This window comes from Caulobacter sp. UNC358MFTsu5.1 (assembly GCF_000712075.1).
In the GTDB taxonomy this organism is placed as follows: Bacteria; Pseudomonadota; Alphaproteobacteria; order Caulobacterales; family Caulobacteraceae; genus Caulobacter.
Window position 1 is genome coordinate 188,947 of the sequence record NZ_JONW01000013.1, and the last position, 24,476, is coordinate 213,422.

Consider the following 24,476-nt stretch of genomic DNA (forward strand, 5'->3'; position numbering starts at 1 on the left):
CTTTCTCGTTGCATATCGCCGGGACCTTGAAAACGGGGGTTTCCTAGGGCGATGGCGATCACGCGCTTCAAGCGACTGCGACAATCCCTGGAAGAGCTGTTCCCCGAGCGCCACCTGTATGTGCGCTCCGGCGGCGAGATGCGCGGCTACGTTTTCTCCACCGGCAAGCAACTGATGTGCGCCACGGGCGTCGCCGCGGCGGCGCTGTGGATGGGCGTGTGCACGGCCGCCATGATGGTCAACGCCCTGTCGGTCAGCTCGACCGACCAGATGGTCATCAAGCAGAAGGCCTATTACGAGCGCCTCAACGCCGATCGCCAGGCCCGCCTGAACAGCGCCGTGGCCCAGCTGTCGGCCAGCAGCGGTTCGCTGGACGAGCTGGCCAGCTCGGTCGAGAAGCGCCACGCCGCCCTCGCCCTCCTGCTCAGCGACTTCAAGGGCGTGCCCGGCGCGGTCCAGGCCCTGCAGATTTCCAAGCCCCATACGCTGGGCGCCTCGCCGGTCGAGCGCATCCAGGCCACGCGGATGGATCAGGAGCGCCTGATCGACGCCGCCGAGACCTTCGCCAAGAGCCGGGCCGAGCGCCTGCGCCTGGCCATGCGGATGGCCGGCCTCGACGCCGGTTCGTTCACCGGCCGGGGCGGCTCGTCGCTGGGCGGCCCGCTGATCGAGGCCAAGGACCCCCGCGCCCTGGCCGCCGTGCTCGACGTCGACGAGGAATTCGCCGGCCGGATCCAGCACGCCGCCACCGACATGTCGGACATGCGCCAGCTGAGCGCCGCCTCGCAGAAGCTGCCCTTCTACCGCCCGACCAACAATCCGGCGCTGAGCAGCAGCTACGGCGTCCGCTTCGACCCGTTCACCCATCGCCCGGCCTTCCATTCGGGCCTGGATTTCCCCGGCTCGTTCTACACGCCGATCATGGCGACCGCCCCGGGCGTGATCTCGTTCGTCGGCGTGCGCTCGGGCTACGGCAACGTTGTCGAGATCGACCACGGCAACGGCTTCAAGACCCGCTACGCCCACCTGCAGGCCGCTTCGGTCCGGGTCGGCCAGCGCGTGGCGATCGGCCAGCGCATCGCGGCCATGGGCTCGACCGGCCGTTCGACCGGTCCGCATCTGCACTACGAAGTATGGGTCAACGGACGGGCCCAGAACCCGAACCGTTTCTTGAAGGCTGGTGAGTATGTTCAGCAAGCAAGCTAAGGCGCCCAAGGGACCGGCCCGCATCGAGCCGCTGCCGATGTCCATGGCGCCCGTTCCCGAAACCGCCCGCAAGGCGCCGCCAAAGGTGGCGTCGCTGATTTCGCCCGACATCACCATCGAGGGCGGCATCACCGGCGACGGCGAGCTGCAGATCGACGGCGTGGTCCGCGGCGACGTGCGCGTCGGTCGGCTGACGATCGGCGAAACCGGCCACATCGAGGGCTCGGTCTATGCCGAGGCTGTCGAGGTCCGCGGACGCATCGTCGGGGCGATCACCGCCAAGCAGGTCCGCCTCTACGGCACCTCCTACATCGACGGCGACATCACCCACGAGCAGTTGGCGATGGAGACCGGGGCCTTCTTCCAGGGCCGCAGCCTGAAGTTCCAGCGTCCGGCCGCGCCGCCGCAGCCGGCCCCCGCGCCGCAGCCGGCGCCGACGCCCGCCCTGGCCAAGCCGGCCGGCTAAAACAGAAACGCCCCGGATCGCTCCGGGGCGTTTTGCTTTTTCGAGGACCGCGCCGGCCCTAGGCCGAGGCGTCCCGCGTCGCCCCGACCCGCTGGGCCAGGGAAGCGCCCATGAAGGCGTCCAGGTCGCCATCCAGCACGCCCTGGGTGTCGGAGGTCTCGACGTTGGTCCGCAGGTCCTTGACCATCTGGTAGGGCTGCAGGACGTAGCTGCGGATCTGGTGACCCCAGCCAATGTCGGTCTTCTGGTCCTCCAGCGCCTGCTGGGCGGCTTCCCGCTTCTGCAGCTCGGCCTCGTAGAGCCGGGCGCGTAGCATCTTCCAGGCCTCCTCGCGGTTCTGGTGCTGCGAACGGCCGGCCTGGCAGGCCACGGCGATGCCGGTCGGGATGTGCGTCAGGCGCACGGCCGAGTCCGTCTTGTTGATGTGCTGGCCGCCGGCCCCGGAGGCCCGGTAGGTGTCGGTGCGCACGTCGGCCGGGTTGATCTCGATCTCGATCGTGTCGTCGACCACCGGATAGACCCAGGCCGAGGCGAACGAGGTGTGGCGCCGGGCGCTGCTGTCGTAGGGGCTGATGCGCACCAGGCGGTGCACTCCGGCCTCGGTCTTCAGCCAGCCATAGGCGTTGGGGCCCTTGACCAGCAGGGTCGCGGACTTGATCCCGGCCTGGTCGCCGTCGGTCTCTTCGATCAGCTCGGTGGTCATGCCGTGGGCGTTGGCCCAGCGGGTGTACATCCGCAGCAGGATGCCGGCCCAGTCGCACGACTCGGTGCCGCCGGCCCCGGAGTTGATCTCGATATAGGCGTCGTTGCCGTCGGCCTCGCCCGACAGCAGGGCCTCGAGTTCGGCGCGGGCGGCGCGTTCCTTGATGGCCTTCAGTTGGGCGCGGGCGTCCTCCAGGGAGGCTTCGTCGCCTTCCATGTCGGCCAGTTCGGCGTAGTCGACGGCGTCCTTGACGTCGCGTTCGATGCTCTGCACGGCCTCGACGCGGGCGGCCAGGCTGGCGCGTTCGCGGGAGACCGCCTGGGCTTCCGACGGGCGGTCCCAGAGGGTCGGGTCCTCGACCCGGGCGTTCAGCTCATCGAGCTTTCTAAGGGCGACATCCCAGTCAAAGACGCCTCCTGAGCAGTCCCACGGACTGCTCGATGTCGGCCGCGGCGGCCTCGACATCCGGTCTCATCACGTAGCTCCGTGACAGTGTTGAAGGGCGCGGGACATAGCCCGCGCCCGGAGTCGGCGCAATGACTCCCCGAAAGATTGGGGGGTGATCGGCCGTCGATCAGTAGAGGCCGCTGATGTCCGGCGCCTGGGTGGGCGGCTTGGTCGGACCCTGGGTCGGGTTCGGGCCGATCTGGCCGCCGGGCCAGGCCTCGTCGTAGGGCTGCGGGCCGGTGCTCTCGGTCGGCGCCACGACCTTGGGCTCGGTGCCGGGGCGGAAGGCCTCGCGGATGCCCCGGACCATGGCGAACTTGGCGTTCTTGGGCGCCTTGAACTCGGTCTTGGGCTGGCCCTTCAGGGCCTCGCGCATGAAGTCCATGAAGATCGGCACCGGGCCGGTCGCGCCCGTTTCGCCCTCGCCCAGCGAGCGGTTGTCGTCGAAGCCGATGAACACGCCGACCACCAGGTTGGGCGAATAGCCCATGAACCAGGCGCTGCGGTATTCGTTGGTTGTGCCGGTCTTGCCCGCCAGCGGATAGCCCAGCGAACTGGCCTGGGCCGCGGTGCCGCGCTGGACCACGCCCTGCAGCATCGAGGTGATCTGGTAGGCGGTGATCGGGTCCATGACCTGCTCGCCCAGCGCCGGGATGCGCGGGCTCTCATCGCCGTTGAAGCCGGCGTTGCAGCGGACGCAGTCGCGCTTGTCGGCGCGGAAGATCACCTTGCCCTCGCGGTCCTGCACCAGCTCGATCAGGTGCGGGTCGACCCGGCGGCCGCCGTTGACGAACGCGGTGTAGGCCGTGGTCAGCTTGAAGGGCGTGGTCTCACCCGCGCCCAGGGCCATGGCCAGAACCGGTGCCATGTCGTGGGTCACGCCGGTCTTCTTGGCGGTCTCGACGATCTTCTTCATGCCGACGCTCTGGGCCAGGCGCACGGTCATGGCGTTGATCGACTGCTCCAGCCCCTTGCGCAGCGGCAGGGCCCCATAGAACTTCTTGTGGTAGTTCTCCGGGCTCCAGTCCTCGCCGTTGGCCCCCTTCAGGGTGATGGCGGCGTCGACCACCACGCTGGCCGGCGTGTAGCCGTTCTCCAGGGCCGTGGCGTAGACGAACGGCTTGAAGGCCGAGCCCGGCTGGCGCATCGCCTGGGTGGCGCGGTTGAAGTTCGACAGCGAGAAGCTGTAGCCGCCGACCAGGGCCACGACGCGGCCGGTATAGGGCTCCATCGCCACCAGGGCGCCGTTGACGATCGGGGTCTGGCGCAGGCGGTAGTTCGGCGAGCTGCCGGACTTCTCGACGAACACCAGATCGCCGACCTTCAGGCCCTTGGTGGCGTTGGCCCAGGCCATGTCCTCGCCGGCGATGGCCCCCTCGCCTTCCCCCTTGGCCAGGCGGACGCCGCCCGAGGCCGAGGTGACGATGGCCGGGCGCCAGCCGCGGCGCTCCGACGGCGGGGCCTTCTTCAGCGCCTGCTTCTCCCAACTTCCATCCTGGGCGGCGTCCAGCGCGTCGACATGACCCCAGGCGCCGCGCCAGCCGTGGCGGCGGTCGTACTTCTCGAGGCCTTCCATCAGCGCCACCCGGGCCGCGGTCTGCAGCCTGGGGTCCAGGGTGGTGCGCATGTAGTAGCCGCCCTCGTTCAGGCGGGGGCCGAGGGTGGCGACGCCGCGCTGGCGCACCTCCTCGACGAAATAGTCGGCGTCGCGGTACTTGGCGCGGCTGGGAGCGGCCTGGACGATCAGGTCCTCGGCCATCGCCTTGCGGGCGTCGGCCTGGCTGATCCAGCCCTGTTCGGCCATCTGGCCCAGGATCCAGTCGCGGCGGGCCTTGGCCTTCGCCTTGTTGCGGATCGGATGGTAGTTGTCCGGCCCCTTCGGCAAGGCGGCCAGATAGGCGCATTCGGCCAGGCTCAGTTCGGGCAGCGACTTGCCGAAATAGTTGTAGGCCGCCGCGCCCACCCCGTAGGAACGGTAGCCCAGCCAGATTTCGTTCAGATAGAGCTCGAGGATCTGCTGCTTGGACAGCGACTGCTCCAGTCGGTGGGCCAGGATCGCTTCCTTGAACTTGCGCCCGACCGTGGCGTCGCTGGTCAGCAGGACGTTCTTGGCCACCTGCTGGGTGATCGTCGAGCCGCCTTCCAGGCGCCGGCCCCGCGCGGCGTTGCCGATGTTGTTGAGCATAGCGCGCGAGAAGCCGCCGACGTCGACGCCGCCGTGCTTGAAGAAGTTGTGGTCCTCGGCCGCCAGGAAGGCCTGGGCCAGCTGGGGCGGGATCTGGTCGTAAGGGACGAAGATCCGGCGTTCCTTGCTGTACTCGCCGATCAGGGTGCCGTCCCAGGCGTAGACGCGCGTGGCGGTGGGCGGACGATAATCCTGCAGCTCGCCCGCGTCGGGCATGTCGTGGAACAGCCAGGCGGCGTAGATGGCGATGGTGAAGCCCGCCACGGCGATCGCGGACAACACCGCGACGCCGGCGATGGCGATCCATCGTTCTCTGGGCTTCAGATCCACGCAGCCTCCGTCGGGCGACGCAATTTCGCCCGCTCCGTTCGAATCCTCTAGAGCGCGATCGGCAAAAAGGTAAGCGGTTTCGCCGTCGCAGGGATCGGCCACGTCCGACGCGTCTTCCCCCGCATGGCTCTAGCGCGCATCGGACGAGGCGCCAACGGCTCTCGCCGGGCTAGCGAGCGGCGAGCCGGGTCTGGGTGGCGAAATAGGATTCGATCGAGCCGGCGACGGCGTCCATCAGCCGGTCGCGACCGGCCGGGGTCTTCAGCAGCTGTTCGTCGTCGAGATTGGTGATGAAGCCCATTTCCAGCAGCACGGCGGGCACGTCGGGGGCCAGCAGCACGATGAAACCGGCGTCGCGGTGGCTGCGGCGCAGCAGGGTCGTCTCCTCGCCCACCGACTGCAGCAGGGTTTCTGCGAAGGCGGCCGAGCGGTTCTTGGTGGCGCGCTGCGACAGATCCAGCAGGATCTGGCTGACCGCGCGGTCGCGGCCCGGCAGGTTGGCCTTCATCAGCCAGTCGTCCTTCTCGAGCACCCGCGCCACGCGCTCGGTGCCCTTTTCCGACAGGGTGTAGACGCTGGCGCCGCGGGTGGCGGCGTCGGGACCCGAATCGGCGTGCAGCGAGATGAACAGGTCGGCGTCGGCCCGGCGGGCGATCTGCACGCGGCTTTCCAGCGGCACGAAGGTGTCGGACTGGCGGGTCATGACCACGGTGTAGCGGCCCAACTTCTCCAGCTTGGCCTTCAGCGCCTTGGCGGCGGCCAGGGTGACATCCTTCTCGGCGGTGTTGGCGCCCGACGAGCCCGGGTCCTTGCCGCCATGACCGGCGTCGATGACGATGACCTTCTTCAGGCGCAGGGCCGAAGCCTTGACCGGGGCCGAGACCAGGGTCGGCTTCAGGACCGGGGCCTGGGCGGCGCCCGGCGCGTCCGTGGACTTCAGGTCGATGACATAGCGGTAGGCCGAGGCGCCGTCGCTCGGGGGCAGCAGGAAGCGCCGGCGGACCTCGGCGTTGGCTTTAAGGTCCAGGCGAAGGCGCGCGCCGCCGGCTGCCTCGTCGATCGCCCAGCGCTCGACCAGCCCCTGGCCGGTCCCCTGCAGGTCGCCGCCGGTCGTCACGTTGGGCAGGCCGATCACCACGCGGCGGTCGCCGGCCCCGTCGGCCAGCAGCTTGCCGGTGGCGGCGCGGTCCAGGTCGATGACGATGCGGGTTTCGTTGCGGTCGCCGCCGAAGCGGACCTTCTGCACGCCGGCGGCCGGCGCGGGGCCCTGGGCCATGGCCACGGCGACGCCAGCCAGGGCCAGGCCGCCGACGATCATCGCCGCCCGCGCCCATCCTGTCCTCGCCGCCGAGATCAGAACCCTGCTCATGCCTACCGTCGCCCCCAGGCGCTCAACTTAAACCGAAAAACTGATATGCGCATTTTACGGTAGAGAAAGCGTTAACCTCGCACGCGACATGGCCGCGCAGGGGCGTGCAGTCGAGCGCTTTTCTTTTGCGGCGCGATGTTGCTACACTATGGTCCGCGCGCTGAGCGCCGTGATCGTCATGGCGGAAAGCGTGAGCGGTTCCTATCTCACGGACGCGGCTGCATTCTTTGAGGATGCAATTCGCATTCATGGCCGGAACCGCCGGACTGAACGAGTTTGGGTTCGATTACCAGCGTGAGGCGCGAAGCCTTCGCATGGATCGTCCCGCAGGGCCCGCGTCGGGCCCTTAAGCCGCCCCCGGCGTCGACGCTCCATCCGATCCGCGCCTCCGGCGCGTTTAAGGAACACAGAAACCTTATGGGCTGCGCCGCACCCGACCGCCTTTGGCGACCGACCTTCCGCAACCGCTTCGGCGGGGCGACGGGCGGTGACGTGCGCGCCTTTCAATCATATCGGCGCCCGGACCTAGCGTCCGCCGCGCGCCGTGGAGATACCTTTTATGTCGAAGAAGATGTTGATCGACGCCGCCCACGCAGAAGAGACGCGTGTGGTGGTCGTGGATGGCGCCCGCGTTGAAGAGTTCGATTTCGAGAGCCAGACCCGCAAGCAACTCCGCGGAAATATCTATCTCGCCAAGGTGACCCGCGTTGAGCCCAGCCTGCAGGCTGCGTTCATCGAGTACGGCGGCAACCGCCACGGCTTCCTGGCCTTCAACGAAATCCACCCGGATTACTACCAGATCCCGGTCGCCGACCGCGAAGCGCTGATGCGCGACGATTCCGGCGACGACGAGGACGATCACCACCACGCCCGCGAGGACGAGGACGGCGACGCGGTCGATGACGAGGAAGACGCCGTCGAGGAAGAACTGGCGCGCCGCAAGCGCCGCCTGATGCGCAAGTACAAGATCCAGGAAGTGATCCGCCGCCGGCAGATCATGCTGGTCCAGGTCGTCAAGGAAGAGCGCGGCAACAAGGGCGCGGCCCTGACCACCTATCTGTCGCTGGCCGGCCGGTACGGCGTCCTGATGCCCAACACCGCCCGTGGCGGCGGCATCAGCCGCAAGATCACCACGGTCACCGACCGCAAGCGCCTGAAGAGCGTCGTCCAGGGTCTGGACGTGCCGCAGGGCATGGGCCTGATCGTCCGCACGGCTGGCGCCAAGCGCACCAAGGCCGAGATCAAGCGCGACTACGAGTACCTGCTGCGTCTGTGGGAGAACATCCGCGACAACACGCTGCACTCGATCGCCCCGGCGCTGATCTACGAGGAGGAAGACCTCGTCAAACGCGCCATCCGCGACATGTACGACAAGGACCTGGAGGGCATCTGGGTCGAGGGCGAGGCCGGCTACAAGGAAGCGCGCGACTTCATGCGCATGCTGATGCCGAGCCAGGCCAAGAAGGTCTTCCCGTACCGCGAGCCCGCGCCGCTGTTCGTGAAGAACAAGATCGAGGACCATCTGGCCCAGATCTATTCGCCGGTCGTGCCGCTGAAGTCCGGCGGCTATCTGGTGATCAACCAGACCGAGGCCCTGGTCGCCATCGACGTCAACTCGGGCAAGGCCACGCGCGAGCGCAACATCGAGGCCACCGCGCTGAAGACGAACGTCGAGGCCGCCGAGGAAGCCGCGCGCCAACTGCGGCTGCGCGACCTGGCCGGCCTGATCGTCATCGACTTCATCGACATGGATGAGGCCAAGAACAACCGCACCGTCGAGAAGGTCCTCAAGGACGCCCTGAAGGACGATCGCGCCCGCATCCAGATGGGCAAGATCAGCGGGTTTGGCCTGATGGAAATCAGCCGCCAGCGCCGCCGCACCGGCGTGCTGGAAGGCACCACCCACGTCTGCGAACACTGCGACGGCACCGGCCGCGTGCGCTCGGTCGAGTCCAGCGCCCTGGCCGCCCTGCGCGCGGTCGAGGTCGAGGCCCTGAAGGGCGGCGGCGCCGTCACCCTGAAGGTCAGCCGCCCGGTCGGCATCTACATCCTCAACGAAAAGCGCGCTTATCTTCTGCGCCTGCAGCAGACCCACGCCCTGTTCGTCACGGTCCTGGTCGACGACAGCCTGCACCAGGCCGAGCACGACATCGACCGCACGGAGCTGGGCGAACGCCCTGCCCCGCAGATCTTCGCGCCCATCGAGCCCGAGCCCGACTACGACGACGAGGCGTTCGAGGACGAGGAGGAAGACGAAGACGACGACATCGTCTCCGAGGACGAAGACGAGAGCGAAGACGACGACGCGCCCCGCGCCGCCCGTCCGGCCCGCGCCGAGACGTCCGACGACGAAGGCGGCCGTCGGGGCCGCAAGCGCCGCCGTCGCGGCGGTCGTCGCGACGATCGTGAAGAAGGCCAGGCCGAAGCGGCCGGCGACGACGAGGACGACGCCGAGGGCGTCGATCGCGCCGAAGGCGACATCGAGGGCGAGGACGAGGAATCGCGTCGTCGCCGTCGCCGTCGGGGTCGTCGCGGCGGCCGTCGCGGCGGTCGCGAGGACGGCGATCGTCCGGCCGACGTCTTCGCCTGGACCCGTCCGCGGGTGCCGTTCGGCGAGAACGCGTTCGTCTGGCACGATCCGGCCGAACTGGACGGTCGCGGCGCGCGTCCCGAACGGGCAGAGCGCGCCGAGCGTCCGGAACGGGCGGAAGCCCCCGCGGCCGAGCGCGCCGAGCGTCCCGAACGCGCCGAGCGCAGCGAACGCGGTGAGCGCGGCCGTCGTGGCCGCGGTCGCGACCGTGGCGAACGCACCGAGGTCTCGGACGCCCCGCGCGCCGAGCGGGGCCCCGCCCCGCGCGTCGACGTCGCCGAGCTGGAAGCCGCGCCGCTGCCGCCGCCTGTGATCGAAGGCCCGCCGGCCGACGTCTGGGTGGAGCTGCCCCCGCAGGAGGAGGCGCCCAAGAAGGCGCGTCGTCCGCGAGGTCGCGGCCGCAAGGCCGACGCCGCCGACGCCGCCGAGGCTCCGGCCGAAGCGGCCGTCGTCGAGACGGTCGAAGACGCGCCCCTGGTCGTGGCTGACGTCGAAGTCGCGGCTCCGGTCGTGGTCGAGGCCGCGCCCGAGCCGGTCGCCGAACCGGAACCCGTCGCGGTCGCCGCGGCGGAGCCGGCCCCCGCCCCCGTCGCGGTCGAGCCCGACCCGGCCGAGATCCTGACGCCCCCCGAAAAGCCCAAGCGCGGCTGGTGGCGTCGGGGCTAGGCCCCTTGGATGAAGCTCGGCGGCGCCCTGGTTCCGCCGAGCTTCCCCCCTATATCCGCTGGAAGCTCGTCCGACCGATGTTCCCAGGTGGTCGAGAACCGCGTTAGACTGCCGGCTTGAGCGCGGGGGCGCGATCAGGAGAGTTTCGATGACCTCCCGGATAAGGGCGGCTTCCGAAAGCGTGACCAGGAAGACGGGTTCGGCGCTGTCCGCGCTGGCCCTGCTGGCGGCCATCCTGGCCCCCGCGGCACCGGCGCGCGCCCAGGACGGCGTCTCGCTGATCCGCGACACCGAGATCGAAGAGATCCTGCACCGCGACGCCGACCCGATCTACGCGGCGGCGGGCCTGGATCCCAAGACGGTCCGTATCCTGTTGGTCGGCGACAAGGAACTGAACGCCTTCGCCACCCAGGGCCTGATGATGGGCCTGAACACCGGCCTGATCCTGCAGACCGAGACGCCCAACCAGCTGAAGGGCGTCATCGCCCACGAAACCGGACACTTGGCCGGGGCGCACCCGTTGCGTTCGGGCGAAATGATGCGGGCCGGCCTCAAGCCGATGATCCTGACCATGGGCCTGGGCGTTCTGGCCGCCCTGGCCGGGGCGCCGGACGCCGGGGCGGTGCTGTTGGGCAACGCCAGCTATTTCGGCCAGTTGGGCGCCCTGGGCTACAGCCGCGACCAGGAATCGCGCGCCGACCAGGCCGGGGCCGGCTTCCTGGAAGCCACCGGCCAGTCCGGCCGCGGCCTCGTCGAGTTCTTCGACAATTTCCGTTACCAGGAGGTCTTCGACCAGTCGCGGCGCTATGCCTATTTCCGCAGCCACCCCCTGTCGGGCGACCGCATCGACGCCCTGCGCAGCCGGGTTGAGAAGCTGCCGCACTACAACACCGTCGACGACCCGGCCTCGCTGGCCGAGCACGAGATCATGAAGGCCAAGCTGGAGGGCTTCATCAATCCCGGCGTGGCGATCGTGAAGTACAAGGAAAACGACCGCGCCTTCCCGGCCCGCTACGCCCGCGCGATCGCCTATTATCAGATGAAGGAGCCCGACCGGGCCCTGAAGATCCTCGACGGCCTGATCGCCGAGAACGAGAACAATCCCTATCTCTGGGAGCTCAAGGGCCAGATCCTGTTCGAGTTCAACCGCGTCAAGGAAGCCGAGGAGCCCCAGCGCCGCTCGGTGGCCCTCAAGCCCGACGCCGCCCTGCTGCGCGTCAACCTGGGTCAGACCCTGATCGGCCAGGACGATCCCAAGAAGGTCGAGGAAGGCATCGCCGAGCTGAAGCGCTCGCTGCTGGACGAGAGCGACAACGCCGTCGCCTGGCGTCTGCTGGCCCAGGCCTATGACAAGCGCGGCGAGGACGGCAAGGCCCGCCTGGCCACCGCCGAGCAGTACTTCAACATGGGCGCCACCCAGGAGGCGCGCGTCTTCGCCATGCGGGCCCGCGAACTGCTCAAGAAGGACAGCGTCGAATGGCGTCGCGCCACCGACATCGTCCTGACCTCGAACCCTTCCAACCAGGACCTCAAGGACCTGGCCAAGGAAGGCGCCGTCACCTCGGGCCTGCGCCGCTAGCCCATTTCCAGAGACCTTCATGCTCCAGACCTTCCGCCCGTTGGCGATCGCCGCCGCGTCCATCGCCGCCCTCTCCCTGATCGGCTGCGGGCAGGCCAACGCCGACAAGGCCTTCGGCGAGAAGGTCCACGCCTATCTGATCGAGCACCCCGAGGTGCTGGTCGAGATGAGCAACAAGCTCCAGGCCAAGCAGGCGGCCGAGAAGGCCAGCTCCGCCAAGGGCGCGATCAACAAGTACCGCCAGGCGTTGGAGCGCGATCCGCGCGACTTCGTGGCCAATCCGAACGGCTCGATCACGGTCGTGGAGTTCTTCGACTACCGCTGCGGCTACTGCAAGCTGGCCGCGCCGCAGATCGTCGATCTGATCCAGAAGAACCCCGACGTGCGCTTCGTGTTCAAGGACTTCGTGATCTTCGGCCACGATTCCGAGACCGCCGCCCGCCTGGTCCTGGGCGCCAAGGACCAGGGCAAGACGATCGAGCTGCACAAGCGCCTGATGGCCGAGAAGAGCCTCGACGCCGCAGCCGTCATGCGCATCGCCCAGGAGATGGGCATCGACCTGACCAAGGCCCGCGCGGTCGGCGAATCCGAGGCCGTCACCCAGCATCTGGCCGACACCCACGCCCTGGCCGAGGCCCTGGCCATCGAAGGCACGCCCGCCTTCTTCGTCGGCGACATGATGATCCCCGGCGCCGACATGCACGCCCTGAACCTGGCCATCGACCAGGCCCGGGCGGCCAAGGCCAAGAAGGCCTCGGCTCCGGTTTAGATCAGGCCGGCCAGCGGCGAGCTGGGATCGGCGTAGAGGCGCTTCTGCATCCGGCCCGCGAGGTACGCCTCGCGGCCGGCGATCACCGCGTGCTTCATGGCGCGGGCCATCCGGATCGGGTCCTTGGCCTCGGCGATGGCGGTGTTCATCAGGATGGCGTCGCAGCCCAGCTCCATGCCGATCGCCGCGTCCGAGGCCGTGCCCACGCCCGCGTCGACCAGGACCGGGACCTTGGCGTTCTCGACGATGATCCGCAGGTTGACGCGGTTCTGGATGCCCAGGCCCGAGCCGATCGGCGCGCCCAGCGGCATGATCGCCACCGCGCCGGCCTCTTCCAGCTTGCGGGCGTAGACCGGGTCGTCCGAGCAGTAGACCATCACCTGGAAGCCCTCGGCGACCAGCAGCTTCAGCGAGCGCAGGGTCTCTTCCATGTCGGGATAGAGGGTCTTGGGATCGCTGAGCACTTCCAGCTTCACCAGGTCCCAGCCGCCGGCCTCGCGGGCCAGGCGCAGGGTGCGCACGGCGTCCTCGCCGGTGAAGCACCCCGCCGTGTTCGGCAGGAACGTGAATTCGGTCGGTTTGACGTAGTCGACCAGCAGCGGCTGGGTCGGGTCGGTCAGGTTCACCCGGCGCACGGCCACGGTGACGATCTCGGCGCCCGCCGCTTTCGCCGCGGCGGCGTTGGTGGCGTAGTCCTTGTACTTGCCGGTGCCGACGATCAGCCGCGAGCGGAAGGTGCGGCCGGCGACGGTCCAGGTGTCTTGCGCCTCATCGGCGGGGACGGCGGATTCGGGGGGGACGTGCGCGTTCATGGCCTGCATGTACGCTCGCGAGGGCGGGGTTTCAAACCCCGGGAGACCCCTTAGCCGCCGCCGATGAAGGTCACGATCTCGATCCGATCGCCGTCGGCCAGGATCGTATCGCCATAGGTCGAGCGCGGCGCGATCTCGAGATTGCGCTCGACCGCCACCTTGCGGGCGTCCAGGCCCAGGGTCGCGACCAAGTCCGCGATGCTGACGATGTCGGCGATGTCGCGTTCCTCGCCGTTCAAGAGAAGCTTCATGTCACCTCCGAAGCGAGCCCTGCTTGTGACGCGAGGGAACCGGCTATACAAGACCTCCCGGAATCGACGGCGGAGCCGAATGGCAAAACCCATCCATGTGCTGAGCGGGCCCAACCTCAACCTGTTGGGAACGCGCGAGCCCGAGATCTACGGCAAGGACACGCTCGACGATGTCCGTGCGCGCTGCGAAGCGCGGGCGGCCGCTCGGGGCCTTTCCGTCGTCTTCCGGCAGAGCAATCACGAAGGCGTGCTGATCGACTGGGTCCAGGAAGCCCGGACGGAGGCCTGCGCGTTGGTGATCAATCCGGCGGGCTACGGCCACACGTCGATCGCTCTGCTCGACGCTCTGAAGACCTTGAAGATTCCGGTCATCGAGTGTCACCTGTCCAACCCGGCGGCGCGTGAGGATTTCCGCCGCCACACCTTCGTTTCGCTCGCGGCGACCGGACTGGTCTCCGGCTTCGGCGCGGCGAGCTATGAACTGGCGATCGAGGCCGCAGCCGGCCTGATCGGCGCGAACTAGCCGGCGACCCCGGCTTCAGAAGACAGCAAGGTAAGCTTCCATGTCCAATCCCAAGGCCCCCGCCGATCCGGTCGAGACCCCGTCGATCGACGCCCGCCTGGTCCGCAAGCTGGCCGACATCCTGAAGGACACCGGCCTGTCCGAGATCGAGGTCGAGCACGCCGGCCTGAAGATCCGCGTGGCCCGTGAATTGACCGTCGCCGCCGCCCAGACCACCTATATCGCCGCCCCGCAAGCCGTGGCCGCGCCGGCTCCGGTCGCCGCCGCGCCCGCCCCCGCCGCTGAAGCCGCCGCTCCGGCCGCCGCCGTTCGCGGCGACGCGGTCAAGTCGCCGATGGTCGGCACCGCCTACCTGTCGCCCCAGCCGGGCGCGGACGCCTTCATCAAGGTCGGCGACACCGTCGCGGCCGGCCAGACGCTGCTGATCGTCGAAGCCATGAAGACCATGAACCCGATCTCGGCCCCGAAGGCCGGCAAGATCGTCGAGATCCTGGTCGCCGACGCCCAGCCCGTCGAGTTCGGCGAGCCGCTCGTCGTCATCGAGTAACGCTCATGTTCGACAAGATCCTCATCGCGAACCGGGGCGAGATCGCGCTCCGGGTTCACCGCGCCTGCAAGGAAATGGGCATCGCCACCGTGGCCGTGCACTCCGAAGCCGACGCCAACTCCATGTGGGTGCGCCTGGCCGACGAGAGCGTCTGCATCGGCCCCGCCTCGGCCGCCAAGTCGTACCTGAACATCCCGTCGATCATCGCGGCCGCCGAGATCACCGGCGCCCAGGCGATCCACCCGGGTTACGGCTTCCTATCCGAGAACGCCCGCTTCGCCGAGATCGTCGGTGCGCACGGCTACACCTTCATCGGCCCCAAGCCGGAACACATCCGGATGATGGGCGACAAGATCACCGCCAAGCAGGCCGTGAAGGACGCCGGCATCCCGGTCGTCCCCGGCTCGGACGGCGGCGTGTCCACCGAGGAAGAGGCCTTCGAGGCCGCCGAGCGCATCGGCTTCCCGGTGCTGATCAAGGCCGCCTCGGGCGGCGGCGGTCGCGGCATGAAGGTGGCCCAGACCCGCGAGGACCTGGCCGAGGCGGTCTCGACCGCCCGTTCGGAAGCCCGCGCGGCGTTCGGCGACGACACGGTCTACATGGAGCGCTACCTCCAGAAGCCGCGCCACATCGAGCTGCAGGTCATCGCCGACAGCCACGGCAACGTGGTGCACCTGGGCGAGCGCGACTGCTCGTTGCAGCGCCGCCACCAGAAGGTGCTGGAAGAAGCCCCCTCGCCCGCCCTGGGCGCGGCGGACCGCGCCAAGATCGGCAAGATCGTCGTCGATGCGGTCAAGGCCATCGGCTACCTCGGCGTCGGCACCATCGAGTTCCTGTGGGAGAACGGCGAGTTCTTCTTCATCGAGATGAACACCCGCCTGCAGGTCGAGCACCCGGTCACCGAGGCCATCACCGGCATCGACCTGGTGCGCGAGCAGATCCGCATCGCCGCCGGCCTGCCGCTGTCGTTCACCCAGGACGACGTAGTGTTCGAAGGCCACGCCATCGAGTGCCGGATCAACGCCGAGAACGCGCGGACCTTCACGCCTTCGCCCGGCACCATCACCGACTTCCACGCCCCCGGCGGCCTGGGCGTGCGGCTGGATTCGGCGATCTACACCGGTTACGCGATCCCGCCCTATTACGACAGCCTGATCGGCAAGCTGATCGTCCACGGCCGCGACCGCGAGGAGTGTATCGCGCGCCTGCGCCGCTGCCTGGGCGAGATGGTCGTTGGCGGCATCGAGACCACGATCCCGCTGTTCCAGGACCTGCTGGTGCAACCCGACATCCTGGCCGGCGATTACGACATCCACTGGCTGGAGCGCTGGATCAAGGCGCAGGGCTAAGGCTCAACGTCTGGGATCGCCATGGACGACGCCTTCACGGTCGATGATCTCATCGCCTGCTACGAGCGCGGCGTCTTCCCCATGGCGGACGCCCGCCAGGACGAGAGCATCTTCCTGATCGACCCCGAGCGCCGGGGCGTGCTGCCGCTGGACGGCGTGCACGTCCCGCGCCGACTGGCCCGCACAGTCCGGGCCGAACCGTTCGAGGTCCGCATCGACACCGCCTTCGACGCCGTGGTCGAGGCCTGCGCCGCCGCGCGCCCTGGTCGGCTGGAGACCTGGATCAACACGCCGATCCAGCGCCTCTACGGCCAGCTGTTCGCGCGCGGCCTGGCGCACAGCGTCGAATGCTGGGACGGCGAAGAATTGGTCGGCGGCCTCTACGGCGTGGCGTTCGGGGCCTGCTTCTTCGGCGAGAGCATGTTCTCGACCCGCCGCGACGCCAGCAAGGTGGCCCTGGTCCATCTGGCCGGACGGCTGATCGCCGGCGATTACCGGCTGCTGGACACCCAGTTCATCACCGAGCACCTCGAACAGTTCGGAACGATGGAGATCACGCGCGCCGACTATCGTCGCCGGCTGGGCCGGGCCTGGACGGCCCAGGCCGACTTCTATCGGCTGGCGGCCGGCGCGACCGGGGCCGAGGTCTTGCAGGCGATCAGCCAGGCGTCATAGACCGGATGCTCGAGCGGGTTCAGGCCCGGCGAGTTGGCGTACATCCAGCCCTTGAAGATCTGACGCCCGGGCGGCGCCACGCGGCCCGGCAGCGCCTTGGGCTGGGTGTCGACGGTGACGTAGGCGATCGAGTCCGGGGCGTCCTCGTCGGGCGCGGTCGTCTCGCAGGCGCGGACCGTGAACACCAGGGTCTTGTAGCGGATCGGCTGGCCGACCGGGGCTTCGAACCGCATCGTCTCGGTCGTCACCTTGTCCAGGGCCTGGAGGATGGCGACGGATGACCGGGCGCGCTTGAGGGGCTCGGCCGGCTTCTCGGGTTCGGTCGCGGCGGGCTTGGCGGCCGGCGCGGGCTGGGCCGGCGCGGTCGAGGCCGCGGGCGGCGCCGAGGTCGTCGTCGTGCTGGATTGCGGGACGATCGGTTGGGCCCCGGGCCCCGTCGGCGCAGGACGCGGCGTCGGCGCGGGGCGCGGCTGGACCGGCGCGGGGGCCGGGGTGGGCGCGGTCGGTGGGGTCTGGGCGGCCGGCGGCTGTTGCGGCGCGTTCTGCAGCGCCCAGGCGCCGCCGCCGATCAGCGAGGCGGCCAGGGCCGCCGCCGTCACGCCCGTCAGGGACCGCCGGATCGTCATCCTATTCGGGCGACCAGGGCTTGTAGTCGCTGGTGGCGACCGCGCGCTCGCCGCCCCGGGCCAGCGAGCCCTTCGGACGCCAGGCGTAGATCGTGCCGGTCAGGTTGGGATGGTGGTCCTTCTCCCAGGCGCGACGCTTCAGCGGCGCCGTGGTCGGCGGCTCGTCGAACGTATAGTGCAGCCAGCCGCTCCATTCGGGCGGCACCTTGGAAGCCTCGGCGTAGCCGTCGTAGATCACCCAGCGACGCTTGCGGGCGTCGTAGCTGTCCTTGTTGTCCCGCGCCTCGTAGTAGCGGTTGCCGTAGTCGTCCTGGCCCACGAACACGCCACGACGGCTAATGTGGAAGCGCTGACCGATAGTCGCGCCGTTCCACCACGTGAAGATCGCTTTCAGCACCGCGTCAGCACCAATCTCGCAAAGGTCCCAAACTGGGAGGGTTTCCAGGCAACGCCGAGGCGTTGCGAAGCGGCCGGACTATAGGTCGGCGGCCTTCCAGCGTCCAGCATCGGACGTCACGTTCCAGCTTCAACATCTTGTGGATCACGGCCTTCGGGCACCCCACATCTATTGAAGGCCGTTGTTCGGCGATCTAGGATGGCTAATTCTTGGCGCACCCGGGCGCCCAGGCCGCGGAATCGCCCATGCGCATCCAGTCCCGACACCCCGCCTCCGCTCCGCGCATCGCGCCGCGCGAGATCGAGCGCCCGAACGCCGTCGTCGAGGTGCTGGCCCCGGAAGACTGGACCGACGCCCGGGTCGAGGCCTGGCTGGATTGGGCCGCCGAACGCAACGACGGGATCTTCGACCCTGAGGCCCCGCTGGGCGGCGGTCCGGCCCGCTACGCCGACGCCGTGGCCAAGACGGGCCTTTCGGACGGCGTGTTCGGCGACGCCGCCGACGCCGACGCCTTCCGCGACGCCCTGCTGGCCACCATGCTGACGGGCGTGGCCTCGCCGGTCGGAACGCCGGCCGCGGCCCAGCGCCTGCCCGATATCGCCGAGATCGAGTTCAAGCCCGCTGTCGAAGCGCATCTGGCCCGCTGGCGTTCGGCCCGGCTGGCGGCCAGGGCCGCCGCGCGCCTCGACGCGGCCCTGGCCCAGGTCGGCGACGCCGTCCAGCGCTGCCACGGCGACGCCAAGGCTTGCGCCGACCCGACCAAGAACAGCGCCCTGGGCCGCGCCGCGCGCCGGGCCCGAGACCTGGGCGCCGACGACCGGATGATCCTGGACGCGATCGCCCTGGCCGGCGCGCCGCGCACGGGGCTGATCGACGCCGACGCGAGCGCGCCCTCGCTGCTGGTCGCCACGGCCTCGCGCCAAGGCGTGGCGGCGGTCGACGAGGCCGCCAGCTTCGCGGCGCAGATCGGCTGGGAGACCAGCGCCCTGATCCTGGCCCTGTCGCCCGAGGACGCCGACGCCCTGGCCAAGGACGCGCCGGTCCGCGCCGCCGTCGACGTCACCGCCTTCCAGCACGACGACGCTTTCGACTCCGCCGGCTTCAACCAGGTGGTGGGCCTGTGGGCCACCGCCCTGGAGATCGAGCGCGGCGATCGTCCGGCCGAGATCGGCCTGGCCGGGGTCGGCGACTGGCTGCTGGTCCAAGGCCTTTCGGCCGCCGGCGACGCGGGGCGCGACGCCGCCTCGGCCCTGTGGGCGCTGACGGTCGGCGCGGCGATGAGCGCCAGCGCCGAGACCGCCGCGGCCCTGGGCGCCGATCCCGCCTTCACCCAGGAACGCCAGGGCGTCCTGCGCGGCCTGGCCGAGCGCCGCGTGCGCGCCGCCGCCCTGCGCTCGCCGCTGGCCTCGGAGGCCGCCGCCGCCCTGGCCGTCGCCCACGGCCTGGCCCGCAAGCACGGCCTGCGCTCGTCGCGCCTGGTCGCCGCGTTCGCCGATCCCGAGGCCGCCCTGCGCCTGGGCGGCAAGACCCTGGGCCACGCGGCCGGCGCCGCGCCGATCTCGACCGCCCAGACCGCCGACGGCCTGCTGGTCCCGATCTTCAGCGCCGCGGCCCACACCTGCCTGAACGAGGCCGGCGCCGACTTCGACGCCGCCCGCCGCCACGCCATGGGTCATGGCTCGCTGGCGGAATCCCCGGCGATCGACCACATGGTCCTGCAGGCCCGCGGCTTCACCGCCCACGAGATCGAGCAGGCCGAGGACGCCCTGCGCCACGCCGCCAGCCTGCGCGCCGCCTTCGCTCCTTCCGTGATCGGGGCCGGCTTCCTCAGCGACGTGCTGGGCGTCCCCGCCGAGGCCCTGGCCGATCCCGAGTTCGACACCCTGGCCTTCGCCGGCTTCTCCGAGGCCGAGACCGAGGCGGCAGAGCGCCACGCCCTCGGCGCGCGCCGGCTGTCGGACTGCGAGGCCCTGGAAGGCGAACTGCGCGCGCTGTTTGCCGCCCTCGAGACGCCGGCCCTGGCCGATCGCCTGGCGATGATCGCCGCGGTCGAGACTTTCACCTGCCTGGCGGTCCCGGCCGTGCTGGACGCGCCGTTCGACGCCCGCCCCGCCGACGCCGCCCGCCTGCAGGCCGCCGCGGCCCGCGCCGGGGTCCGCGCCCTGCGCCTGAACCGCGCCGTCCCGCCCCCAGGCTTCGCCCTGTCCCTGCCCGAGCCCGAAGCCGAGGCGCCCAGGCCCGTCCGCGCCGAAGCGCCCGCCGCCGAGGCCCCGCCGGTGCAGGTCAAGGAACGGATCGTTGAACGCGTGGTCGAGCGGGTCGTGGAGCGCGGCGGCCGCGCTCGCCGCAAGCTGCCCGACCGCCGCAAGGGCTATATCCAGAAGGCCGCGGTCGGCGGCCACAAGGTCTATCTGCACACCGGCGAATACGAGGACGGCGAGGTCGGCGAGATCTTCATCGACATGCACAAGGAGGGCGCCGCCTTCCGCAGCCTGATGAACAACTTCGCCATCGCCGTGTCGCTGGGCCTGCAGCACGGCGTGCCTCTGGACGAGTTCGTCGACGCCTATGTCTTCACGAAGTTCGAGCCGGCCGGTCCGGTGACGGGCAACGACTCGATCAAGTCGGCGACCTCGATCCTCGACTACATCTTCCGCGAGCTGGGCGTTTCGTATCTGGGGCGCGACGACCTGGCCAACGCCGATCCGGGCGAGTTCAACGCCGACGGCCTGGGCCGGGGCGAAGGCGTGGAGGACGGCGCGGCCGAGGCCGAGCCCCTGCCCGCCAGCAAGTTCATCTCCAGGGGCTTCTCGCGCGGCGCGGCGCCCGACAACCTGGTGTTCCTGCCGTTCGGCGGCCGCCGCGACGAGCAACCGCGTCCGGCGGGGGCCAGCGGCGACGTCTGCCCGGCCTGCGGCGACCTGGCCCTCAGCCGCAAGGGCGGGCTGGTGGTCTGCGACAGCTGCGGGACCCAGGCCAACGGCGGACCGCAAGGCGAGAGCGACGCGGGCTGACGTGGCCCGCCGTCGTTTGCCTGGCCTTAAGCTTGCAAGGCCATGTTTGATCGACGTTTCCGCCGAAAGACGCGCGCCAGAATGAAACCGCTGCTCCCGATCCTCGCCGCCGCCGGCCTGCTGGCCCTGGCCGCGCCCGCCTCGGCGCAGAACGCCGGACAGATCGCCAATGTCCGGGCCGGCGCCAACTGCCCGCGCTGCAACCTCTTCCAGGCCGATCTGTCGGGCAAGGTGCTGAAGGGCCGCAACCTGGCCGGCGCCCGCCTGCGCCAGGCCGATCTCAGCCTGGCCGAGATGAACCGGACCAGCTTCGCCGGCGGCGACCTGCGCGACGTCAATTTCTACGGCGGCGTGTTCGGCGGGGCCAGCTTCGCCGGGGCCAACCTGACCAACGCCAGCCTGGTCGGCGCCTATCTGCAGGGGGCCAACTTCCGGGGCGCGACCCTGACCGGCGCGAACCTTTCGGGAGCCGAGATGGACCGGGCCGTCGGCCTGACCCAGGGCCAGCTGAACCGGGCCTGCGGCGATCCGTCCACCCGTTTGCCGCATGGGTTTTCCGTGCCCTCCTGCCGTTAAACTTCCGTCATTACCGCGATTTAAGTGGCGCTTGAGCGTCGTGGGCCCCAAATCGTAACCCACACGGTCGCTTATCTTGACCGGTCTGGAGGTTTTGATGTCCCGCTTGCGGATCGCTGTCGCCGCTCTGTCCCTCGCCCTGTCGGCCGTGGCTCACCAGGCCTATGCCGGCGTCGAGGACAAGGACGTGGCCCGGATGATCTCGCTGGGCGGCGCCTGCGTGAACTGCGAGCTGTCGGGCCGCAAGCTGACCGGCGCCCGCTTCACCGGCGCCAACTACGCCAAGGCCAACCTGATCGGCGCCGACCTGCGCGGCGCCAGCTTCTTCGGCTCCAACTTCACCGGCGCGGACCTGTCGCGGGCCGACCTGCGCGGCGCCGAGATGCGCGGCGCGGGCTTCTCGCACGCCATCTTCACCGACGCCCGCCTGTCGGGCATCGAGAGCAGCGGGGCCAACTTCATCGGCGCCGACCTGTCGCGGGTCGACCTGTCCAGCAGCGAACTGCACGGCGCCAGCTTCCAGGGCGCCAACCTGGAGCGCGCCAACCTGTCCAGCAGCGAGGTGGTCGGCGCCAACCTGCAGGGCGTCAACGCCAAGGGCGCCAACTTCGCCTCGGCCGAGCTGAACGCCAGCAACCTGAGCGGCGGCAATTTCGAGCGCGCCAGCTTCAAGGACGCCGAGTTCACCGGCTCGACCCTGCGCGGCGCGATCTTCAACGGCGCCGACTTCCGGGGCGCCGACCTGTCGGGCGCCAGCCTCAGCGGCGCCGACCTGTCCAACGCCCGCGGCCTGGACCAGGACCAGCTGGACGAGGCCTGCGGCGACGGCGCCACCCGCCTGCCGCGGGGCCTGAGCGTCCGCAACTGCTCGGGCGGCAACATGCGCATCCGCATCAGCCCCAGCTTCGAGCGCGCCCAGGCCGAGGCCGCCCGGGCCGAGGTCGAAGCCCACCGCGCCGAGATCGAGGCCGCCGCCCGCCTGGCCGCCAACCCGCCGCCGGTCCCGCCCAAGCCGCCGAAGCCCCCCAAGCCGCCGAAGTACTGAGCGGCCTTCGAGGCCCCCGAGGCGACCCAACGAAAAAGGCCCTCCGATCCGGGATCGGAGGGCCTCTTCGTATGGGAGCGACGCCGCCAGCCCTACACCTTGATGGGCGGGGCCGAGCGGATGTGCAGTTCCTTGTACTGCTTGTCCAGGACCTCGGCCGGGGCGTTCATCAGGAGGTCCTGGCCCTGCTGGTTCAGCGGGAAGGCGATGACCTCGCGGATGGCGACCTGCTCGGCCAGCAGCATGACGATCCGGTCGATGCCGGGCGCCAGGCCGCCGTGGGGCGGGGCCCCGTAGCGGAAGGCGTTCAGCATGCCGCCGAACTGTTCCTCGACCACCTCGGCGCCGTAGCCGGCGGTCTCGAAGGCCTTGAGCATGATCTCGGGCTTGTGGTTCCGGATCGCGCCCGAACACAGCTCGTAGCCGTTGCAGACGATGTCGTACTGATAGGCGCGGATGGTCAGTGGGTCCTGGGTCTCCAGGGCCTCCAGACCGCCCTGCGGCATCGAGAACGGGTTGTGCGAGAAGTCGACCTTCTTCTCGTCCTCGTTCCACTCGAACATCGGGAAGTCGACGATCCAGCAGAACTTGAACTGCTCCTCGGCCACCAGCTTCAGCTCGGTCCCGACGCGGGTGCGGGCCAGGCCGGCGAACTTGGCGAACACGGCCGGGTCGCCGGCCACGAAGAAGGCCGCGTCGCCCGAGCCCAGGCCCAGCGACTCCATGAGCGCCTGCGTCGGCTCGCCCAGGTTCTTGGCGATCGGGCCGCCCCAGCCGCCCTGGTCCTCCGACCAGAAGACGTAGCCCAGGCCCGGCTGGCCTTCGCCCTGCGCCCACGAGTTCATGCGGTCGCAGAAGGCGCGGCTGCCGCCGGTCGGCGCGGGGATGGCCCACACCTTGTTCTTGGCGTCGGCGCCCAGGATCTTGGCGAACAGGCCGAAGCCGCCGTCACGGAAGTGCTCGGAGACGTCGGCCATCTTGATCGGGTTGCGTAGGTCCGGCTTGTCGCTGCCGTACCAGGCCATCGACTGGGCGTAGGTCAGGCGCTCGAAGCCCTTGTGGGTCGAGCTGACGCCGAAGTCGTTGGTGAAGGTGTGCTCGCCGTCGATCGGCGACACCGGCTTGCCGTTCGAGAACTCCTCGAAGACGCCGTGCATCACCGGCTCGATGGCCGCGAACACGTCTTCTTGCGTCACGAAGCTCATCTCGACGTCCAGCTGGTAGAATTCCAGCGAGCGGTCGGCGCGCAGGTCCTCGTCGCGGAAGCACGGGGCGATCTGGAAGTAGCGGTCGAAGCCCGAGACCATCAGCAGCTGCTTGAACTGCTGGGGCGCCTGGGGCAGCGCGTAGAACTTGCCCGGATGCAGGCGCGAGGGCACCAGGAAGTCGCGCGCGCCTTCCGGCGAGCTGGCCGTCAGGATCGGCGTCTGGAACTCGTTGAACCCTTGCGCGAACATCCGCGAGCGGATCGACTGGATCACGCGCGAGCGCAGCACGATGTTCTTGTGCAGGGTCTCGCGGCGCAGGTCGAGATAGCGGTGCTTGAGGCGGATTTCCTCGGGATAGTCCGGCTCGCCGAAGACCGGCAGCGGCAGCTCGTCGGCGGTCGACAGCACTTCCACGGCCGAGACGCGCAGCTCGATCTCGCCGGTCGGCAGGTTGGGGTTCACGACGCTGGCGTCGCGGGCGATCACCTCGCCGTCGACCCGGATCACGCTCTCGGCGCGCAGGCGCTCGACCACGTCGAAGCCCGGGGTTTCGGGGTGCAGCACCAGCTGGGTCAGGCCGTAATGGTCGCGCAGGTCGATGAAGACCAGGCCGCCGTGGTCGCGCTTGCGGTGGATCCAGCCCGACAGGCGGACGGCGTTTCCGGTGTCGGAAGCCCGCAGGGCGCCGCAGGTATGGGTGCGATAGGCGTGCGTCGAGGTCATGGAAAGTCTTTGGAACGCGGTGAATTTCGAGGGGCGGAAAGGCGCATGAGGGGGCGTGGATGTCAAGGATTCTGGGCCGGATCACTTGCCCCCTACGGACCGCTTCGCGGTCGTCTTCCCCCGGAGGGGGAAGAGCGCTGGTGCGAAGGCTCCGCCCCCTACGGGGGCGGACAGGCGGCGAAGCCGCCAGGTGGGGGCAAGTCGGTGTGATCCCACGCCAAATGGCTGTGAGCTGATGGAAAGGGACGCGGAGCGCCGGACGACGTCCGGAGTGCAAAAGTGTGTACCGTTTCGACGAAGCCAGTCGCTCCGCGCGATGCGTTATCCGCCAGCGTCCGGTGGGCAGCCCTGTTGAGGCTTAGCCGGACCCGGGGCGGCTGTTTCCAGCTTTCCCGGCCGCCGGGGGCGCGGGCCTAAGGG

General features: G+C 69.7%; 20 protein-coding genes and 1 pseudogene. 13 read left to right on the top strand and 8 right to left on the bottom strand.

Annotated features, from left to right (window positions below):
• Window positions 1-51: 51 nt before the first annotated feature.
• Complete coding sequence (locus BR39_RS0125020; protein ID WP_029917302.1) at window positions 52-1,206, top strand: peptidoglycan DD-metalloendopeptidase family protein; 1,155 nt, start codon at window positions 52-54, stop codon at window positions 1,204-1,206.
• Window positions 1,187-1,672, top strand: coding sequence for a polymer-forming cytoskeletal protein (locus tag BR39_RS0125025; protein ID WP_029917303.1), 486 nt, complete (start codon window positions 1,187-1,189; stop codon window positions 1,670-1,672). Before BR39_RS0125020 ends, BR39_RS0125025 begins: the two co-directional genes overlap by 20 nt.
• Before the next feature lie 58 nt (window positions 1,673-1,730).
• Here the strand turns inward: BR39_RS0125025 and prfB are convergent.
• The 3 genes from prfB to BR39_RS0125040 form a co-directional block, all read right to left on the bottom strand.
• Window positions 1,731-2,850 (bottom strand): peptide chain release factor 2 gene (gene prfB / locus BR39_RS0125030; RefSeq protein WP_156035887.1). Its coding sequence is split into 2 segments (ribosomal slippage): window positions 1,731-2,780 and window positions 2,782-2,850, totalling 1,119 coding nucleotides; the frame shifts between segments, so codons are not numbered across the junction.
• Window positions 2,851-2,949: 99 nt separating this feature from the next.
• Entirely contained in the window at window positions 2,950-5,337 is a 2,388-nt protein-coding gene (locus BR39_RS0125035) for a penicillin-binding protein 1A (protein WP_029917305.1), read from the bottom strand.
• 169 nt (window positions 5,338-5,506) lie between these two features.
• Window positions 5,507-6,706, bottom strand: a complete 1,200-nt coding sequence (locus BR39_RS0125040; RefSeq protein WP_156035888.1) for an N-acetylmuramoyl-L-alanine amidase — start codon at window positions 6,704-6,706, stop codon at window positions 5,507-5,509.
• A gap of 559 nt (window positions 6,707-7,265) precedes the next feature.
• Between BR39_RS0125040 and BR39_RS0125045 the strand changes: the two genes are divergently transcribed.
• The 3 genes from BR39_RS0125045 (at window position 7,266) to BR39_RS0125055 (ending at window position 12,310) form a co-directional block, all read left to right on the top strand.
• On the top strand, window positions 7,266-9,962 hold the full coding sequence (locus BR39_RS0125045) for a ribonuclease E/G (RefSeq protein WP_029917307.1): 2,697 nt from the start codon (window positions 7,266-7,268) through the stop codon (window positions 9,960-9,962).
• A 148-nt stretch (window positions 9,963-10,110) separates the two neighbouring features.
• Entirely contained in the window at window positions 10,111-11,541 is a 1,431-nt protein-coding gene (locus BR39_RS0125050) for a M48 family metalloprotease (RefSeq protein ID WP_029917308.1), read from the top strand.
• 19 nt (window positions 11,542-11,560) lie between these two features.
• Entirely contained in the window at window positions 11,561-12,310 is a 750-nt protein-coding gene (locus BR39_RS0125055; RefSeq protein ID WP_029917309.1) for a DsbA family protein, read from the top strand.
• On the opposite strand, the gene BR39_RS0125060 is transcribed toward BR39_RS0125055, so the two are convergent.
• Entirely contained in the window at window positions 12,307-13,122 is an 816-nt protein-coding gene (locus tag BR39_RS0125060; protein WP_029917310.1) for a thiazole synthase, read from the bottom strand. The genes BR39_RS0125055 and BR39_RS0125060 overlap by 4 nt on opposite strands.
• A gap of 50 nt (window positions 13,123-13,172) precedes the next feature.
• Complete coding sequence (gene thiS, locus BR39_RS0125065; RefSeq protein WP_029917311.1) at window positions 13,173-13,373, bottom strand: sulfur carrier protein ThiS; 201 nt, start codon at window positions 13,371-13,373, stop codon at window positions 13,173-13,175.
• 79 nt (window positions 13,374-13,452) lie between these two features.
• Here thiS and BR39_RS0125070 point away from each other — a divergent pair, with 79 nt between their 5' ends.
• The 4 genes from BR39_RS0125070 to aat are packed head-to-tail and all read left to right on the top strand — an operon-like array spanning window position 13,453 to window position 16,467.
• Window positions 13,453-13,896 carry a type II 3-dehydroquinate dehydratase gene (locus tag BR39_RS0125070; protein WP_029917312.1) on the top strand — a complete coding sequence of 148 codons (444 nt, stop codon included), beginning with the start codon at window positions 13,453-13,455 and terminating at the stop codon, window positions 13,894-13,896.
• Between the two features lie 40 nt (window positions 13,897-13,936).
• Window positions 13,937-14,443: an acetyl-CoA carboxylase biotin carboxyl carrier protein gene (gene accB, locus BR39_RS0125075; RefSeq protein WP_029917313.1), complete on the top strand. Its 507-nt coding sequence runs from the start codon at window positions 13,937-13,939 to the stop codon at window positions 14,441-14,443.
• Between the two features lie 5 nt (window positions 14,444-14,448).
• The gene (gene accC, locus BR39_RS0125080) at window positions 14,449-15,792 is read left to right on the top strand and encodes an acetyl-CoA carboxylase biotin carboxylase subunit (protein ID WP_029917314.1); all 1,344 of its coding nucleotides are present in this window, start codon (window positions 14,449-14,451) and stop codon (window positions 15,790-15,792) included.
• A 21-nt stretch (window positions 15,793-15,813) separates the two neighbouring features.
• Window positions 15,814-16,467, top strand: coding sequence for a leucyl/phenylalanyl-tRNA--protein transferase (aat, locus tag BR39_RS0125085; protein WP_029917315.1), 654 nt, complete (start codon window positions 15,814-15,816; stop codon window positions 16,465-16,467).
• Here the strand turns inward: aat and BR39_RS0125090 are convergent.
• Together BR39_RS0125090 and BR39_RS0125095 are read right to left on the bottom strand one after the other, a co-directional pair.
• Window positions 16,404-17,093, bottom strand: coding sequence for a DUF2155 domain-containing protein (locus BR39_RS0125090; protein ID WP_029917316.1), 690 nt, complete (start codon window positions 17,091-17,093; stop codon window positions 16,404-16,406). The two genes, aat and BR39_RS0125090, sit on opposite strands and share 64 nt — an antisense overlap.
• Window position 17,094: 1 nt before the next feature.
• A complete protein-coding gene (locus BR39_RS0125095; protein WP_029917317.1) occupies window positions 17,095-17,490 on the bottom strand; it encodes an NADH:ubiquinone oxidoreductase subunit NDUFA12 in 396 nt (131 codons plus the stop codon).
• A 245-nt stretch (window positions 17,491-17,735) separates the two neighbouring features.
• Here BR39_RS0125095 and BR39_RS0125100 point away from each other — a divergent pair, with 245 nt between their 5' ends.
• From BR39_RS0125100 to BR39_RS0125110, 3 genes are all read left to right on the top strand, one after another.
• Complete coding sequence (locus BR39_RS0125100) at window positions 17,736-20,504, top strand: ribonucleotide reductase (protein ID WP_035019083.1); 2,769 nt, start codon at window positions 17,736-17,738, stop codon at window positions 20,502-20,504.
• 81 nt (window positions 20,505-20,585) lie between these two features.
• A complete protein-coding gene (locus tag BR39_RS0125105; RefSeq protein WP_029917319.1) occupies window positions 20,586-21,080 on the top strand; it encodes a pentapeptide repeat-containing protein in 495 nt (164 codons plus the stop codon).
• A gap of 97 nt (window positions 21,081-21,177) precedes the next feature.
• The gene (locus BR39_RS0125110; protein WP_029917320.1) at window positions 21,178-22,125 is read left to right on the top strand and encodes a pentapeptide repeat-containing protein; all 948 of its coding nucleotides are present in this window, start codon (window positions 21,178-21,180) and stop codon (window positions 22,123-22,125) included.
• Between the two features lie 92 nt (window positions 22,126-22,217).
• Here BR39_RS0125110 and aspS read toward each other — a convergent pair whose 3' ends face one another.
• A complete protein-coding gene (aspS, locus tag BR39_RS0125115) occupies window positions 22,218-24,056 on the bottom strand; it encodes an aspartate--tRNA ligase (protein ID WP_029917321.1) in 1,839 nt (612 codons plus the stop codon).
• Window positions 24,057-24,291: 235 nt separating this feature from the next.
• On the opposite strand from aspS, the pseudogene BR39_RS27495 reads away from it, so the two are divergent.
• Window positions 24,292-24,393 (top strand): annotated as a pseudogene (locus tag BR39_RS27495) (hypothetical protein); the annotation flags it as partial.
• Window positions 24,394-24,476: the final 83 nt, after the last annotated feature.